Source organism: Pantoea sp. GM01 (assembly GCF_000282675.1).
In the GTDB taxonomy this organism is placed as follows: Bacteria; Pseudomonadota; Gammaproteobacteria; order Enterobacterales; family Enterobacteriaceae; genus Pantoea; species Pantoea nemavictus.
Genome location: NZ_AKIU01000092.1, coordinates 12,420 through 28,677, shown reverse-complemented (window position 1 = coordinate 28,677; position 16,258 = coordinate 12,420). Strand labels below are relative to the sequence as shown.

At 53.8% G+C, this 16,258-nt stretch carries 11 protein-coding genes; 10 read left to right on the top strand and 1 reads right to left on the bottom strand.

Going from position 1 to position 16,258, the window contains the following annotated elements; genetic code table 11:
* Window positions 1-102: 102 nt before the first annotated feature.
* Window positions 103-4,047, bottom strand: coding sequence for a trifunctional transcriptional regulator/proline dehydrogenase/L-glutamate gamma-semialdehyde dehydrogenase (putA, locus tag PMI17_RS23710; RefSeq protein WP_007893720.1), 3,945 nt, complete (start codon window positions 4,045-4,047; stop codon window positions 103-105).
* A 448-nt stretch (window positions 4,048-4,495) separates the two neighbouring features.
* Between putA and putP the strand changes: the two genes are divergently transcribed.
* The 10 genes from putP (at window position 4,496) to PMI17_RS23660 (ending at window position 16,120) form a co-directional block, all read left to right on the top strand.
* Window positions 4,496-5,980, top strand: a complete 1,485-nt coding sequence (gene putP / locus PMI17_RS23705; RefSeq protein WP_007893718.1) for a sodium/proline symporter PutP — start codon at window positions 4,496-4,498, stop codon at window positions 5,978-5,980.
* 247 nt (window positions 5,981-6,227) lie between these two features.
* Complete coding sequence (efeU, locus tag PMI17_RS23700) at window positions 6,228-7,061, top strand: iron uptake transporter permease EfeU (protein WP_007893716.1); 834 nt, start codon at window positions 6,228-6,230, stop codon at window positions 7,059-7,061.
* A 53-nt stretch (window positions 7,062-7,114) separates the two neighbouring features.
* Window positions 7,115-8,230, top strand: coding sequence for an iron uptake system protein EfeO (gene efeO / locus PMI17_RS23695; RefSeq protein WP_007893715.1), 1,116 nt, complete (start codon window positions 7,115-7,117; stop codon window positions 8,228-8,230).
* 2 nt (window positions 8,231-8,232) lie between these two features.
* Window positions 8,233-9,510 (top strand): iron uptake transporter deferrochelatase/peroxidase subunit, encoded by a 1,278-nt coding sequence (gene efeB / locus PMI17_RS23690; RefSeq protein WP_007893714.1) that lies wholly within the window; start codon window positions 8,233-8,235, stop codon window positions 9,508-9,510.
* 297 nt (window positions 9,511-9,807) lie between these two features.
* Window positions 9,808-10,011: a hypothetical protein gene (locus tag PMI17_RS23685; protein WP_007893713.1), complete on the top strand. Its 204-nt coding sequence runs from the start codon at window positions 9,808-9,810 to the stop codon at window positions 10,009-10,011.
* A gap of 72 nt (window positions 10,012-10,083) precedes the next feature.
* The gene (phoH, locus tag PMI17_RS23680; RefSeq protein WP_007893712.1) at window positions 10,084-10,872 is read left to right on the top strand and encodes a phosphate starvation-inducible protein PhoH; all 789 of its coding nucleotides are present in this window, start codon (window positions 10,084-10,086) and stop codon (window positions 10,870-10,872) included.
* Between the two features lie 452 nt (window positions 10,873-11,324).
* Window positions 11,325-11,840, top strand: coding sequence for a fimbrial protein (locus PMI17_RS23675; RefSeq protein WP_007893711.1), 516 nt, complete (start codon window positions 11,325-11,327; stop codon window positions 11,838-11,840).
* 74 nt (window positions 11,841-11,914) lie between these two features.
* Window positions 11,915-12,583 (top strand): molecular chaperone, encoded by a 669-nt coding sequence (locus PMI17_RS23670; RefSeq protein WP_007893710.1) that lies wholly within the window; start codon window positions 11,915-11,917, stop codon window positions 12,581-12,583.
* A 65-nt stretch (window positions 12,584-12,648) separates the two neighbouring features.
* The gene (locus PMI17_RS23665; protein ID WP_007893709.1) at window positions 12,649-15,150 is read left to right on the top strand and encodes a fimbria/pilus outer membrane usher protein; all 2,502 of its coding nucleotides are present in this window, start codon (window positions 12,649-12,651) and stop codon (window positions 15,148-15,150) included.
* Window positions 15,128-16,120, top strand: a complete 993-nt coding sequence (locus tag PMI17_RS23660) for a fimbrial protein (protein WP_081496544.1) — start codon at window positions 15,128-15,130, stop codon at window positions 16,118-16,120. Before PMI17_RS23665 ends, PMI17_RS23660 begins: the two co-directional genes overlap by 23 nt.
* The last annotated feature ends 138 nt before the right edge of the window (window positions 16,121-16,258 follow it).

Here is a 16,258-nt window from a genome sequence, read left to right as displayed (position 1 = left end):
AAGATCGGGTCTTAAGCGGCGCAAAAAGCTGCCTCCGTTTCATGTTGCTGGTAGCTAACCAGCAACACATTCAAGATACAAGCGGCGCAATTTATTGCGCTATCAACCGATAGTCATCAAACTCGCATTACCGCCCGCTGCGGCGGTATTGACGCTCAGCGAACGCTCAATCAACAAACGCTCCAGCAGCAGATTGGTTTCACCGCGCGCGAAGCCCTGCACCGAGACAATCGCGCCATCGCGTGCCGCCACCTGCTCGCACAGGCTGCGCAGTTGGTCGGCATCACCGTGATAAATTACCGCATCAAACTCGGCCGCCAGCGCATCCTTCACCAGCTTGACGTGCGCCTGCACCTCCGCCGGTAACGACTGGCGCAGCGCACGATGCAGTTCATCATCCTGCCATAGCGCCTGGCTGCCGACGCTGGTCACCGCCGCCAGCTGGATCAGCGCATCTTCTTCATTATCTGCCATGCACAGCACATGTTCGCGCGGCAGCAGGGTGAAGGTATTGCGTTCACCGGTTGGGCCCGGCAGCAGACGCACGGTGCCGGCCTGCGCCAGCTCGTCGTAACGCTGGCACAGCGCCAGCAGTTCAGGTTTATCTTTTGCCCACTGCTGCAGCGCCTGATGCGCGCGCATCAGTTCCGCACGCACCGAGCTGTCGACCGGACGCTCAGCATCCTGGCGATCAAAGGTGGTGCGCAGCGCACCGTCTGGACGATGGGCCAACAGGCGATAGAGATAGAGCGGACCACCGGCTTTCGGCCCGGTACCGGACAAGCCTTCGCCGCCGAACGGCTGCACGCCGACCACCGCGCCGACCATATTACGGTTGACGTAGAGGTTGCCGACTTTGGCGTTCGCTGTCACCTGCGCGATGGTTTCATCAATGCGCGTATGTACGCCGAGCGTCAGGCCGTAACCCGAGGCATTAATCTGCTCAACCAGCTGCGGCAGCGTGCTGCGCGAGAAACGCACCACGTGCAGCACCGGGCCAAACACCTCTTTATCCAGATCGCTCACCTTATCCAGCTCAATCAAGGTTGGCTTGATAAAGGTGCCGCTGTTCCACTCTTTGCTATCCTGTGGATTCTCCTGCGCTGCCTGGTAGACGTTGAAACCTTTATTGCGCAGCGCCTGAATGTGACGTTCGATATTGGCTTTCGCTTCGGCATCAATCACCGGACCAATGTCGGTCGACAGACGTTCCGGGTTACCCATGCGGCACTCGGCCATCGCGCCACGCAGCATTTTCAGCGTGTGGTCAGCCACATCATCCTGCACGCACAGCAGACGCAGCGCCGAGCAGCGTTGACCGGCGCTATCAAACGCCGAGGCAACGATATCCACCACCACCTGTTCGGTCAGCGCCGACGAATCGACGATCATCGCGTTCATGCCGCCGGTTTCGGCGATCAGCGGCGTTGGGCGACCCTGCGGATCCAGACGACCGGCCAGATTGCGTTGCAGCAGCGTGGCGACGGCGGTTGAGCCGGTAAACATCACGCCACGCACGCGCTCGTCGCCGGTCAGTTGTGCTCCGACGGTTTCGCCCTGGCCCGGCAGCAGTTGCAGCACACCCGCTGGCACGCCAGCATCCAGCATAATTTGTACCGCCTGCGCGGCAATTAACGGCGTCTGCTCAGCCGGTTTCGCCAGCACGCTGTTACCGGCCGCCAGCGCGGCAGCAATTTGTCCGGTGAAAATCGCCAGCGGGAAGTTCCACGGGCTGATGCACACCACCGGGCCGAGCGGACGATGGGTTTCATTATCGAAATCATCGCGCACCATGCCGGCGTAGTAGTAGAGGAAATCGACCGCTTCACGCACTTCGGCGATGGCGTTGTTGTAGGTTTTCCCGGCTTCACGCACCAGCAATCCAATCAGCTGCTGCATCTGGCCTTCCATCGCTTCGGCAGCACGCTCGAGAATGGCGGCGCGCTCCTGCGGTGGCGTGGCGAACCAGATTGGACCGGCGTTCACTGCCGCATCCAGCGCGTCTGACACTTCGGCTTCGGTCGCATCACGTACGCTGCCCACCACGTCCGCTGGCGCGGCAGGATTGAGTACCGGGCGGCTAACGCCTGCACCTAATTCACCTTCGACCAGCGGCTGCGCGATCCACGGCTGGCTGGCGCTATTGAGGAGCGCGCTAGACAGCGATGCCAGGCGATGTTCGTTGGCCAGATCGAGACCGGCGGAGTTGGCACGCTTCGCGCCATACAGGTCGCGCGGCAGCGGAATTTTCGGATGTGGTAAACCGATCGCGCCCTCTGCAGCGCCCATCTTCTCCACGGCGGCAACCGGATCGGCCACCAGCTCATCCAGCGGCAAGGTGTTATCGGCGATGCGGTTAACGAATGAGGTATTGGCACCGTTCTCCAGCAGACGACGCACCAGATAGGCCAGCAGCGTTTCATGGGTGCCGACCGGCGCGTAGATACGGCACGGACGATTAAGTTTGCCGTCAGCGACTTTGCCCACCACCTGCTCATACAGCGGTTCGCCCATGCCGTGCAGGCACTGGAATTCATACTGGCCAGGATAATAGTTGTTGCCCGCCAGCTGATAAATTGCCGCCAGCGTATGCGCGTTGTGGGTGGCAAACTGCGGGTAGATCAGGTTTGGCACCGCCAGCAGTTTGCGTGCACAGGCCAGATAGGAGATATCGGTGTAAACCTTGCGCGTATAGACCGGATAACCTTCCAGGCCGTCGATCTGCGCGCGTTTGATTTCGCTATCCCAATAGGCGCCTTTTACCAGGCGGATCATCAGGCGGCGGCGGCTGCGTTGGGCCAGGTCGATCAGCGAATCAATCACAAACGGGCAGCGCTTCTGATAGGCCTGAATCACAAAGCCAATGCCGTTCCAGCCTTCCAGTTCCGGCTCGAAGCACAGCTTCTCCAGCAGATCGAGCGACAGCTCCAGACGATCCGCCTCTTCGGCATCGATGTTGATACCGATGTCATAGGAGCGCGCCAGCAAGGTTAACGATTTGAGGATCGGATAGAGCTCGTCCATCACGCGCTCATACTGCGCGCGGCTGTAGCGCGGATGCAGTGCCGACAGCTTAATCGAGATGCCCGGACCTTCATAAATGCCGCGCCCGTTGGAGGCTTTGCCGATGGCGTGAATCGCCTGCTGATACGACACCAGATAGGCTTTGGCATCGCTGGCGGTCAGCGCCGCTTCACCCAGCATGTCGTAGGAGTAGCGGAAACCTTTCTCTTCTAGCTTGCGCGCATTGGCCAGCGCTTCAGCGATGGTTTCGCCGGTGACAAACTGCTCGCCCATCAGGCGCATCGCCATATCCACGCCTTTACGGATCAGCGGCTCGCCGCTCTTGCCGATAATGCGGTTAAGCGAGCGCGACAGATTGGCTTCATTATGGGTGGACACCAGACGACCGGTAAACAGCAGGCCCCAGGTTGCCGCGTTGACAAACATCGACGGGCTGCGACCGAGGTGCGACTGCCAGTTACCGTTGCTGATTTTGTCGCGGATCAGCGCGTCACGCGTTGGCTTATCCGGGATGCGCAGCAGGGCTTCCGCCAGGCACATCAGCGCCACGCCTTCCTGTGACGAGAGCGAGAACTCCTGCAGCAGGCTTTGCACCATGCCTGCGCGGCCGGTTGCACCTTTCTGATGCCGCAGCTTATTGGCAAGGCTATAAGCCAGCTGATGGGTTTTCTCCGCCAGCGGGGCAGGGAGACGCGCCTGTTCCAGCAGCATCGGCACCGCGTCCGTTTCCGGACGACGCCATGCGGCGGTGATCGCCGAGCGGCTCACCGACTGCGGTAAAATGTGTTCGGCGAAGTCGAGGAAAGGCTGCAGCGCCTCTTCTGGCACGCCTTCATCACCGGCGGCATCGATCAGCAGTTGCGGAATTTCTGGCACGGATTCACCGGCTTCCAGCTGCTCCAGATAGTTAAAAATCGCCTGCTTGATCAGCCAGTGTGATGTGCGGTCAAGCTTCTGTGCTGCCAGTTTAATGCGGTCGCGGGTGGCCTCATCCAGCTTCACCCCCATGGTCGTACTTGCCATGATGTCCTCGTCCTCGAAATAGTGGTTCAACGCTTGCGTGGCAGCAATATCACCCATGTTGCAACTTTGTGCAACCGTGTTAAATGTGACTCAGGCTGCACGTTTTAAACCGCTCCATCTGTTAACACGATAAAAGCGGCATGGAACTTGCTGCAAGAAGCTCGCCAATGTTGCAACCAGCGTCTACAAGACGGCTCTTGATTACCTAAAGGTGCAACTTAAACTGTGAGCAAGTGCAACCTATCAGCACGCGATACGCGAAGTGAGGTGAAGCCGGTGTGACAGCTGTGTTAAATGCATTGTGCGCGCCGCACCTTTGCGGCAGGATACCGCGCCTTAAGGGAAATCGCTTTCTCTGGATGCGGTTCAACCTTGTCGCTACCCCGTTCCGGTGGCGCAGGTTTTAAAAGATTTCTCTTGATGGATTAAATAATAAGTGGAGAGACTGATGAGTGTAAGCACACCGATGTTGGTGACTTTTGTAGTGTATATCCTTGGGATGGTGTTAATAGGATTCATTGCCTATCGTGCGACCAAGAGTTTTGACGACTACATTCTTGGCGGCCGCAGTTTAGGCAGCGTGGTCACCGCGCTCTCTGCCGGTGCGTCTGATATGAGTGGATGGTTATTGATGGGCCTGCCGGGCGCCATCTTCCTTTCTGGTATTTCTGAAAGCTGGATCGCCATCGGCCTGATTATTGGTGCATGGCTGAACTGGCGCATCGTTGCTGGCCGTCTGCGCGTGCAGACCGAACATCATGATAACGCGTTAACCCTGCCTGACTTCTTCTCCAGCCGCTTCGAAGATAAAAGCAAGCTGCTGCGTGTGATCTCGGCGGTGGTGATTCTGATCTTCTTCACTATCTATTGTGCTTCTGGCGTAGTGGCCGGTGCGCGTCTGTTTGAAAGCACCTTCGGTATGGATTATCAGACCGCGCTGTGGGTGGGTGCTGCAGCCACCATTCTGTATACGCTGGTGGGCGGTTTCCTCGCGGTGAGCTGGACCGATACCGTGCAGGCGAGCCTGATGATCTTCGCGCTGATTTTGACGCCGGTGATGGTGATTATCGCGGTAGGGGGATTGGACCATTCACTGGCAGTGATCGAAGCCAAAAGCCTCGAAAATCTCGACATGCTGAAAGGCTTGAACTTTGTTGCGGTGATATCGCTGCTCGGTTGGGGCCTGGGCTACTTTGGCCAGCCGCATATTCTGGCGCGCTTTATGGCGGCGGATTCACACCATACCATTCGTAACGCACGCCGTATCAGCATGACCTGGATGATCCTGTGCCTCGGCGGTGCGGTGGCGGTCGGTTTCTTTGGTATCGCTTACTTCCAGAACCATCCCGACCAGGCGGCGGGCGTGAGCCAGAACGGCGAACGTGTGTTTATCGAACTGGCGCGTATCCTGTTCAACCCGTGGATTGCCGGTATTCTGCTGTCGGCGATTCTGGCGGCGGTAATGTCGACCCTGAGCTGCCAGCTGCTGGTGTGTTCCAGCGCGTTAACGGAAGATTTGTATAAAGGCTTCCTGCGTAAAAATGCCAGCCAGAAAGAGCTGGTGTGGATTGGGCGCTTGATGGTGCTGGTGATTGCGTTGATCGCTATCGCGCTGGCGGCGAATCCGGAAAACCGCGTACTCGGCCTGGTAAGCTATGCCTGGGCGGGCTTTGGTGCGGCCTTTGGTCCGGTGGTGCTGTTCGGCGTGTGCTGGAAGCGTATGACGCGCAACGGTGCGCTGGCCGGCATGGTGATTGGTGCGCTGACCGTACTGCTGTGGAAAGATTATGGCTACGCGGAGCTGTACGAAATCATTCCAGGCTTTGCCTTCGCCAGTATCGCCATCGTGGTATTCAGCCTGCTGGGTCGTGGTCCCTCTGAGGCCGCGCAGCAACGCTTTGCCGCCGCAGAAGCGCAGTATCAAAGCAAATAATCTGTAGGGTCGCCATTCATGGCGACCAGGTGCGCATAAATGCGCACCCTACGAATTCAGCATCGTTTCGTTGTAGGGTCGCCATTCATGGCGACCAGCCCAAATATTCCCCTCCGCAAACCGCAAAAGCAAAATTAATTTCACGCAGTGACTTGTATTTCTCCCTTCGATAATGATAATCGATATCGTTCGCACTTTACGTTTTTTTACCTAAGTTTTACCCTTCTTAAAATTCAAGAGGTTGGTGATGTTCGTTCCGTTTCTCATCATGCTGCGCGAAGGTCTGGAAGCAGCGCTCATCGTCAGCCTGATTGCCAGCTATCTTAAACGCACCCAGCGCACCCAATGGTTCCCGGCGATGTGGGCGGGGGTACTTATTGCCATCGCGCTGTGCCTGGCACTCGGCATCTTCATTAATGAAACCACCGGCGAGTTCCCACAGAAACAGCAGGAGCTGTTTGAAGGCATTGTTGCCGTGGTTGCTGTGGTCATCCTTACGTCGATGGTGTTCTGGATGCGCAAAGTCTCACGCAATATCAAAGCCACGCTGGAAAAATCGGTGGATACCGCGCTGCAGAAGCGGGGCGGCAGCGGCTTTCCGCTGGTGCTGATGGTCTTTCTGGCTGTGGCGCGTGAAGGACTGGAGTCGGTATTTTTCCTGCTCGCCGCCTTTACGCAAGACGTCGGCTATGCGCCGCCGATGGGTGCGGTACTCGGTCTGGCAACCGCCGTGGTGCTGGGCATGCTGCTTTACTACGGCGGCATTCGCCTCAATCTGGCGCACTTCTTCCGCTGGACCAGCCTGTTCATTCTGTTTGTTGCCGCAGGACTTGCCGCCGGCGCTATCCGCGCTTTCCACGAAGCGGGTTTATGGAATCATTTCCAGGACGTGGCGTTTGATCTCAGCAACACGCTCTCAACCCATTCGGTATTCGGCACGCTGATGGAGGGTATTTTGGGTTATCAGGAGACGCCAAGCGTGAGCGAAGTGGCGGTGTGGCTGATCTACCTGATTCCGGCACTGCTGCTGTTTTTCTTCCCGGCGCGTCCTTCGGTCAACGCGGCACGCACCACACGCTGAATTCAATCAGGCGCAATTGCGCGCCTGTTCTTCCATGTAACAGGGATATCACTATGACGATTCGCTTCCGCCGCAAGGCGCTGTTGGTTGCTATGCTGGCGCTTTCCGGTGCCGCTGCTGCTGCCGTCCCGCAAGTCACGGTAACGGTGACCGACCAGCAATGTGAGCCGATGTCGCTCAATGTGCAGGCCGGTAAAACCCAGTTCATCATCAAAAATAACAGCCAGAAAGCGCTTGAGTGGGAGATTCTGAAAGGGGTGATGGTGGTGGAAGAGCGTGAAAACATCGCGCCAGGCTTCAGCCAGAAACTCACCGCGAATCTGGAAGCGGGGGAATATGACATGACCTGCGGCCTGCTCAGCAACCCGAAAGGTAAGTTGGTGGTCAGCGGTGACGCGAAGAAAGCGGCGACCGGTAAACCGGACCTGCTGGAGCTGGTTGGCCCCATCGCTGACTACAAAGTCTATGTGATGAATGAAGTGAAAGCGTTGGTAACCGGCACTAAAGCGTTTACCGATGCGGTGAAAGCCGGCGACATCGAGAAAGCGAAAGCGCTGTTCGCGCCAACGCGCGTGCATTACGAGCGTATCGAGCCGATTGCCGAACTGTTCTCCGACCTGGATGGCAGCATCGATGCGCGTGAAGATGACTTCGAGAAGAAAAACGAAGATCCGAAATTCACCGGCTTCCATCGCCTGGAGAAAATCCTCTTCGCCGATAACACCACCAAAGGTGCCGAAGCGTTTGCCACTCAGCTGAACCAGGACGTGCTGGATCTGCAAACCCGCATCAGCGAGCTGGCATTCCCGCCAGCGAAAGTGGTCGGCGGCGCGGCAGGTCTGATTGAAGAAGTGGCTTCCAGCAAGATTTCCGGCGAAGAAGATCGTTACAGCCGCACCGATCTGTCTGACTTCCAGGCCAATATCGATGGCGCGCAGAAAATTGTCGATCTGCTGCGTCCGCTGCTGCAGAAAAACAACCCGCAGCTGCTGGCGAAAGTGGATGCCAACTTTAAGAAAGTGGACGGCATTCTCAGCAAATATCGCACCAAAGATGGCTTTGAGTCGTACGAAAAACTGACCACCGCTGACCGTAACGCGCTGAAAGGCCCGATTACCACGCTGGCGGAAGATCTCTCCCTGCTGCGTGGAACCTTAGGTCTCGACTGATCATGAGTAATAAAAATGACGCGGCGCAGCCGTCGCGTCGTCGCTTATTGCAGGGATTAGGCATGCTGGGCGGTGCGGCCGCCCTTAGCGGCGGCTGTCCGTTCCATAGCGCAGCCGCCGACAGCTTCTCTCCCGGCACGGTTACGCCTAACTCGCGTCAGCAGGCACAACCCTTTTACGGTGCGCATCAGGCCGGCATTATCACGCCGCAGCAGGCGTCGATGATGCTGGTGGCGTTTGATGTTTTGGCGAGTGATAAGGCCGATCTTGAGCGGCTGTTTCGCTTACTCACCGAGCGCTTCGCCTTCCTGACCCAAGGCGGACCGGCGCCCGCGGTGACCAATCCGCAACTGCCGCCCATGGATTCGGGCATTCTCGGGGCCGATATCGCGCCGGACAATCTCACCATGACCTTGTCGGTTGGCGCGTCGCTGTTTGACGAGCGCTTCGGCTTGAGCAGGCAAAAACCGGCCCAGCTGCAGACCATGACGCGTTTCCCCAATGATTCGCTGGATGCAGAACAGTGCCACGGCGACCTGTTACTGCAGATCTGCGCCAACACGCAGGACACGGTGATCCATGCGCTGCGTGACATCATCAAGCGCACACCTGATTTGCTGGCGGTGCGCTGGCGGCGCGACGGTTTTATTGCCGACCACGCCGCACGCAGCAACGGCAAGGAGACGCCGATCAATCTGCTGGGATTCAAAGACGGCACCGCTAATCCCGACACCCATAATCCGGCGTTGATGAATCAGCTGTTGTGGGTCACCGACGAGCAGCAGGAGCCGGCATGGACGCGCGGCGGCAGTTATCAGGCGGTGCGCATCATCCGTTTCCACGTCGAGATGTGGGATCGCACGCCGCTTGGCGAGCAGCAAACCATTTTTGGCCGCGAGAAGTTATCCGGCGCACCGCTCGGCATGAAAAACGAGCATGACGTACCGGATTACAATAAAGATCCCGATGGTGATTTGATTGCGCTGGATGCGCATATTCGTCTCGCCAACCCGCGTACGCCACAAACCGACAGCAGTTTGATGCTGCGGCGCGGTTACAGCTATTCCAGCGGCATTACCGGTTCGGGTCAGCTGGATATGGGTTTATTGTTTGTGTGTTATCAGCACGACTTAGCCAAAGGCTTTATTACCGTACAGCAACGTTTAAATGGCGAAGCGCTGGAAGAGTATATACGCCCGATTGGCGGCGGTTACTTTTTCGCCTTACCCGGCGTCGTGGATGAAAAACATTATCTCGGACAACCTTTATTGCAAGCCTGATTAATAAATGCACAACTCCTGCATGCCAGATTGCGCCGCAGGCTTTTTTGTTACGCATTCCTTAAACTTTCCCCTGGTTGTAGCCGCTTCCGAATGTTCCTAAAAAGTTTGGTTTATCCCCAATAAACCATCCTTTTGATAATTATAATAAATTTAATTTAAGGTAAACGCGCTCAGGCTTCGCTTATCATTTTTTCTTTGCGGGGAAGTAAAATTACTGTTGCAAACCACCGCAAATATGATGCACTTTATTCATAAGCGTTGTCAGTTGTGTGGCTAAGCCACTGGAGTTCGCGCATGATTCGTTCCTCGCTGGGACAGTTAAATAGTTTCAACACACGCAGTACACTGCGGGGGATTTCTTCCCTCAAAAGCAACCTCTCTTCATTTAAAACTTCGTTCTCGTTCAATCTCAGTTTCTTTACCGGTGCGCGCCTGCGTTTCGGCGCTGATGCACACCATTCTCAATGGCTCGAAACGGCTTACAAGGAAGCCAGATAAACCTCTAAAGCGTTCAAGTCATCGCCGCGGGTGATCCGCCGCGATAAATGAAACCAACTGTAAGGTGCCACTATGGGAAGACAGAAAGCAGTGATCAAAGCACGTCGTGAAGCCAGACGCGTTATTCGTAGCGACTCTCGCAGTCACCGTCAGCGTGAAGAAGAATCGGTCACTTCGCTGGTGCAGATGGGTGGGTTGGATTCGATTGGTATGGCACGTGATGCACGTGACCGCGGGCCGATTGAAGCCAGAAATGAAGCTCAGGCACACTATCTCCATGCCATAGAATCGAAACAGCTTATTTTCGCTACCGGTGAAGCCGGCTGCGGAAAAACCTGGATTAGCGCAGCCAAAGCGGCTGAGGCCCTGATCAATAAGGACATCGAAAGGATTATTGTGACGCGCCCGGTTCTGCAGGCGGATGAAGATCTCGGTTTCCTTCCTGGAGACATTTCCGAGAAATTCGCGCCTTATTTCCGACCGGTTTATGACGTTCTGGTTAAACGTCTCGGCGCTTCCTTTATGCAATACTGCCTGCGGCCCGAAATCGCCAAGGTAGAGATCGCGCCCTTCGCATACATGCGCGGACGTACCTTTGAAAATGCTGTGGTGATCCTTGATGAGGCACAAAACGTCACCGCCGCACAGATGAAGATGTTCCTGACGCGCTTGGGTGAAAACGTGACGGTTATCGTCAACGGCGATATCACCCAGTGCGACCTGCCGTCCCATGCTAAATCGGGTCTTGCCGATGCGTTAGCGCGCTTCGAAGAAGATGAGATGATTGGCGTGGTACGTTTCGGCAAAGAGGATTGCGTCCGTTCAGCGCTGTGTCAACGCACGCTGCACGCTTACAGTTAACCGTTTGATTGAGAATGTAGCTAAGCAAAACCCGGCGCAAGCCGGGTTTTTTTTATCGCTAAAAGCGAGTTTGATCATTATTAGTCATTTATTCTCAAAAACAGCTTTTACTAAATAAAGCCAAAGCATTCTGGCAATTATAAATTCATTTTTTTATTTATTAGCTACTGCGCATTGCTATCAATAATTCAAGCTGGGTTGTGATATTCCACTCTAAAATAGTAAAGATATTTACAAACAGTGTTTCTTGATGATTTTGGCGAGTTTGATATTTTTTCCTGTTGATGGTTCTCTTTTTGATCAAATAAAAAACAACAACCAAGACCGATCTTGTACCACTCCAAGACCCATCCGCTATACCTTAATTCAAGGGAAAGTGGCCACCCACCTGCAGTAGCGATGCATCGAATTAAATTAACTCAACGACGCTTTTCTATTCAGGAATAGTTAATATGAAAAATCCATTGATTTTATCTGCGGTAATAGTGGTTTCATCGCTAACAACCTTTGCTCACGCTAGCGATGGTACGATAAATGTGACAGGAATCATTTTAGATTCCACCTGTACCATCAACACCAGTAGCGTAGCGATTCCGGTTAATTTCGGTACCGTTTCTTCAAGAGCGTTTACCGGTGTGGGTTCTACCGCCGGTATTGAACCGATAAAGATCAACTTTGACTCTTGCCCTACATCCATTACCAGCGCCGCCGTCAGCTTTGATGGCACCAGCGATGCGGTTAACAGTAATTTATTTGCGCTAACTTCAGCAGCTCCAGCGACCGGTGTCGCGGTCGGTCTGTATGAAGCTGATGGTGCGACTGAGATTCCTTATGGCTCAACGTCAAAATCAGTTCCTCTGACAACGGCCGGCGGCACATTGAGTTATTTCGCCAAATATGTGCAAACCGCCACATCAGTAACGGCAGGTAGTGCTGACACTGTAATTAACTTTACCGTTAAATATTAACCGCTTTATTGAGATGCAGGATGCTTATTACGCATCCTGCACAGGCGACATATCGGGTAAGCAGGATATAACCTATGTTAGTAAAAACTTTTCGCTATGCATTGGGCGCGCTGCTATTGATTAGCGGCATCGCCCACGCTGGCGTTTCGCTTGGCGGCACGCGTGTGGTTTATGAGGCAGCAAAAAGCGAGAGCAATATCTCGGTTAAGAACTCAGAGAAAAAAAGTTTTCTGATTCAATCGTGGGTTGAAACAGAGGATCATATTAAGACCAATGCATTTATTGTCACACCGCCGCTTTTTCGCTTAAACGGTGAACAGGAAAATGTGTTGCGTATTATTAAATCTAATGTGCCACTGCCACAAGATAAAGAGTCACTTTTTTGGTTGAACGTTAAAGCGATCCCTGCATCAAATAAAAATAGCCAGAATGAAGTGTTAATTGCGGTCAAAACGCAAATAAAGTTATTTTATCGACCAGTGGCATTAACAGGCGCTGCCGCTGATGCTTATAAATCGCTGAAAATAACACGCTCAGGCAATCAACTTATTGTCGAAAATCCAACTGGCTACTTTGTCTCTTTTTATAGCTTGAGTGTGGGCGCGAACAACATAAAAGATCCGGGCTACATCGCGCCGAAAAGTAAAAAGCATTATGTCATTCCTGCAGGTGCAGCGGGGAAAGTGAGTTGGAAGGCGATTGGCGACTACGGAAATATCACGGCTGAAGCCACATCAAAATAATGATGTGCCATGAGCGTTGACACGACTGCAGCGACCCGTGGTGGGTATTAAGTGGAGATAATAATATGCGAGTGTTATATGTTTCGAAAACAGTAACATTACAGCTTATTTTTTTGCTAGCACTCAGCTCAGATATCTATGCAGAAGAGTATTTTAACCCTGCAGCATTGGAACTGAGCGATGCTGAGCGAGAGTCCGTAAATCTGGATCTTCTGTCAAAAAATAATACGCAATTGCCCGGTCGTTACCGTGTCGGTGTCAATGTTAATCAGAAGTTTATTGCAGCGCAGGACATTAACTTTATTTTGCTCGGCCATCAATTGCACCCAGAGTTAACGGTGAGTGACTTGCAGCGATACGGTGTGAAAATTGATGCCTTTGCGGCATTGAAATCCCTTAATGCCGAACACCCTATCGGTGAGATGAGTCATTACATTCCCGACGCGAGCACACAATTTGATTTCAATACTCAGCAACTGAATATCAGTATTCCTCAGGCGGCACTCAATCAAACCTCACGCGATTATATTGATCCCAGCGAATGGGATCGAGGCATACCCGCACTGCTCCTGAACTACAGTGCCAATGCTGCTAACGCTGTGAATAAAAATCATGCCGCCTCAAATAATTCTCGCTTCCTCAATCTGAGGAGTGGGGCTAACTGGGGGGCATGGCGCTTAAGGAATTATTCAACCTGGTCTGATAATAATAGTGCGCAGCAATGGAATACTATCAGTACCTATGTTCAGCGTGACATCCAACCTTTAAAGTCGCAGCTTATTGCCGGTGACAGTTTCACGCCAACTGATATTTATGACAGCGTACCATTTCGCGGTATTCATTTGCTGTCAGACGACAATATGTATCCCGATAGTCAGCGCGGTTACGCGCCGGTGATACGCGGTATTGCACAATCAAATGCTCAGGTCTCAGTGAAGCAGAATGGTTATGTGATCTATCAAACCTATGTCGCACCAGGCGCGTTTGAAATTACCGATCTCTATCCCACCGCTACCAGCGGCGACCTTGAAGTCATGGTTAAAGAGGCCGATGGAACAGAGCGCGTTGCGGTGCAGCCTTATTCCGCCGTGCCGATTATGCTGCGTGAAGGTCGCGTGAAATATGGCCTCTCTGCCGGTACCTTTCGCTCGACCTCAGCCTTAGCACGCGAACCTATTTTTACTCAAGGCAGCGTGATTTATGGACTTCCCTCTGCAACATCCGTTTATGCCGGCGTGATAACGTCGCCCTCATACCTGTCAGGAATGCTGGGGGTAGGTCATGGATGGGGTGATTGGGGATCGTTGTCTTTCGATGTGTCTCAAGCCGAAACCCAATTACCGGGAGCATCGGAAAAGAAGAGCGGGCAGTCATTTCGCGTCCAATATTCAAAAGATATTAATCGCCTGGGAACCAACTTTACCCTGGCAAGTTACCGCTATTCCACTCAAGGCTTCTATGACTTTAAAGAGTCAAATGAGATCAATGCTGATGCATCAAACTATGAGCGTCTGCAGGTATACAGCAATAAACGCAGCCGAACGCAGATTAACATCAACCAGCGAATATTTGATGCCGGCAATGTTTTTATTACGGGCCTGCAGCAGGATTATTGGGGGCGTAAGGGTTCTGAACGTAGCGTAAATATTGGCTGGAATGCCAGCTTACAGAATATTTCCTATGGGTTGAGTTACGGCCTGAATAAGACGCCGTTATCAAAGGGTACAGAGCAATTATTTGCCTTCAATGTGCAGATTCCCCTGAGCAAGGGTTTGTCCAACAGTCGCCTGAGTTACTCGGTTGATACCAGCGATCGCGGTCGCACCGCCCAGCGTGTTGGCATCAGCGGCACGGCGCTGGAGCAAAACAACCTTAATTATGATCTGCAACAGAGCTATGCCAGCCAGGGAACCGGCTACGGCGGCAATACATCTGTGAATTATCGTGGCACTTATGGTCAGGTGAATGCGGGATACAGTTATGGACGTGACACGCGGCAAATCAACGTCGGCGCTCAGGGCGGTGTGGTGGCGCACCCCTGGGGCGTTACGTTATCTCAACCCTTAGGCGAGACGATGTTGCTGGTGCGCGCACCGGATGCAGACGGCGTCTCAGTCCAAAATCAAACCGGTATCAACACGGACTGGCGTGGCTACGCTGTGGTTCCCTACGCCACAAGCTATCGAAAAAATCGTATTGCGCTTGATCCGGCAACGTTCAAACAGGGTGTTGATATTGACACCACCGTAGCGACAGCCGTTCCGACCCAAGGCGCCGTGGTGGTCGCCAATTTTGCGACACGCGTGGGACATCGCACCTTAATCACCCTTACTCAAGCGGGGCGGCCAGTGCCGTTTGGCGCGGAAGTGAGCTATCAGGCAGACAATGCTAAACCCGTTATCAGCATCGCCGGCACGCACGGTGAGACCTATTTAGCCGGTATGCCTGATGAAGGCGTGCTGATGGTGAAGTGGGGAGAGCAACCGCACCAGCAATGCCAGGCTGCTTTCACAATCGAGGTAAAGGAAGGTGAGCCGCTTCAGTATGGCAGCGCTGTCTGTAGTTAACGTCATCAAGGAGGAAAAAATGAAGTCACTTCTTCACTGCTTGCTTTTATTGTCAGGTTTATCAATGTTCGGCAGCAGTTGGGCGGCCTGTACCTCAGCCCCAGCCACACTCAATGTGGCGATGTCGTCACCGACAGCAGTCAGTTCACTTACGCCAATTGGCACGGTTATTAGCACTGGCTCCGTCAACTATCGTGTGACCTGCAGCGGAGTCGGCGCGAATACCGCAATGCTGCGCTCTGGTTTAAATACGGATTATGGTGCTTCACCCGTGCCTGGCGTGAGAAACACCTCCCTTGCCGGGATCGGCATCCGCTGGACCAATACCAGCAATGGAACGCCTTTTGTCTGGACTAACTATTCGATGTCGGACGGAAGCATTTATCGCGGATTAAACATTACGGGTGCGCGCGAGATGTCAGATCTTTTTGAATTGGTTAAAACCGGCCCCGTCACGTCAGGCACTACGACTACGTGGGTGCTCAATTATAACTGGCGGACAGGGACCGCCGGCGCGCAGACGCGTTTATTAACGGTGAATTTACCGGCTATGACGATTCCGGTTGCCACCTGTTCGCTGACGCAAACCGTAATCCCGGTCAATTTGGGCAATAAAATACCGCTAAAAACGTTCACCGGGCCGGGAAGTGTCTCTTCGCCCGAAGGGTTCAACATCCCTTTAATCTGCGATCCTCAGGTGCCCGTAACAGTACAATTCACTGGCACGCCAGCAGCGGGATTGCCAACGGTTCTGGCACTCAGCGCGGATAGTGTGGCGACCGGATTGGGTGTTCAGCTAGCCTATCATGATGTCCCCGTTACGCTTAATTCGGCGCTGGCTGTGGGTGACAGCGGCGCGGCAGGCGGCGTATACGACATTCCCTTTACGGCGCATTTTTATCAAACGGCTGCCACGGTTACGCCGGGGTTAGCCCGGGCAGTCGCTACGTTCACCCTGACCTATAACTAACATCGCCAAAGTGGACGGCTTGATTAACGTCACTCAGGCATGGCGCTGAATGAGCGGAAAAACCCGGCATAAGCCGGGTTTGTAGAGTGTTTCACTGCTCAGCCATCAATTATCGTAAACATCTGATGCAATGGCGAG

What these genes read in the sequence shown, in the direction of transcription:
- PMI17_RS23660 (WP_081496544.1), top strand. Translation starts at nt 15,128, where the DNA reads ATGGCAGCGCTGTCTGTAGTTAACGTCATCAAGGAGGAAAAAATGAAG.
- putA (WP_007893720.1), bottom strand. Translation starts at nt 4,047, where the DNA reads ATGGCAAGTACGACCATGGGGGTGAAGCTGGATGAGGCCACCCGCGAC.
- PMI17_RS23675 (WP_007893711.1), top strand. Translation starts at nt 11,325, where the DNA reads ATGAAAAATCCATTGATTTTATCTGCGGTAATAGTGGTTTCATCGCTA.
- PMI17_RS23665 (WP_007893709.1), top strand. Translation starts at nt 12,649, where the DNA reads ATGCGAGTGTTATATGTTTCGAAAACAGTAACATTACAGCTTATTTTT.
- efeB (WP_007893714.1), top strand. Translation starts at nt 8,233, where the DNA reads ATGAGTAATAAAAATGACGCGGCGCAGCCGTCGCGTCGTCGCTTATTG.
- efeU (WP_007893716.1), top strand. Translation starts at nt 6,228, where the DNA reads ATGTTCGTTCCGTTTCTCATCATGCTGCGCGAAGGTCTGGAAGCAGCG.
- PMI17_RS23685 (WP_007893713.1), top strand. Translation starts at nt 9,808, where the DNA reads ATGATTCGTTCCTCGCTGGGACAGTTAAATAGTTTCAACACACGCAGT.
- PMI17_RS23670 (WP_007893710.1), top strand. Translation starts at nt 11,915, where the DNA reads ATGTTAGTAAAAACTTTTCGCTATGCATTGGGCGCGCTGCTATTGATT.
- phoH (WP_007893712.1), top strand. Translation starts at nt 10,084, where the DNA reads ATGGGAAGACAGAAAGCAGTGATCAAAGCACGTCGTGAAGCCAGACGC.
- putP (WP_007893718.1), top strand. Translation starts at nt 4,496, where the DNA reads ATGAGTGTAAGCACACCGATGTTGGTGACTTTTGTAGTGTATATCCTT.
- efeO (WP_007893715.1), top strand. Translation starts at nt 7,115, where the DNA reads ATGACGATTCGCTTCCGCCGCAAGGCGCTGTTGGTTGCTATGCTGGCG.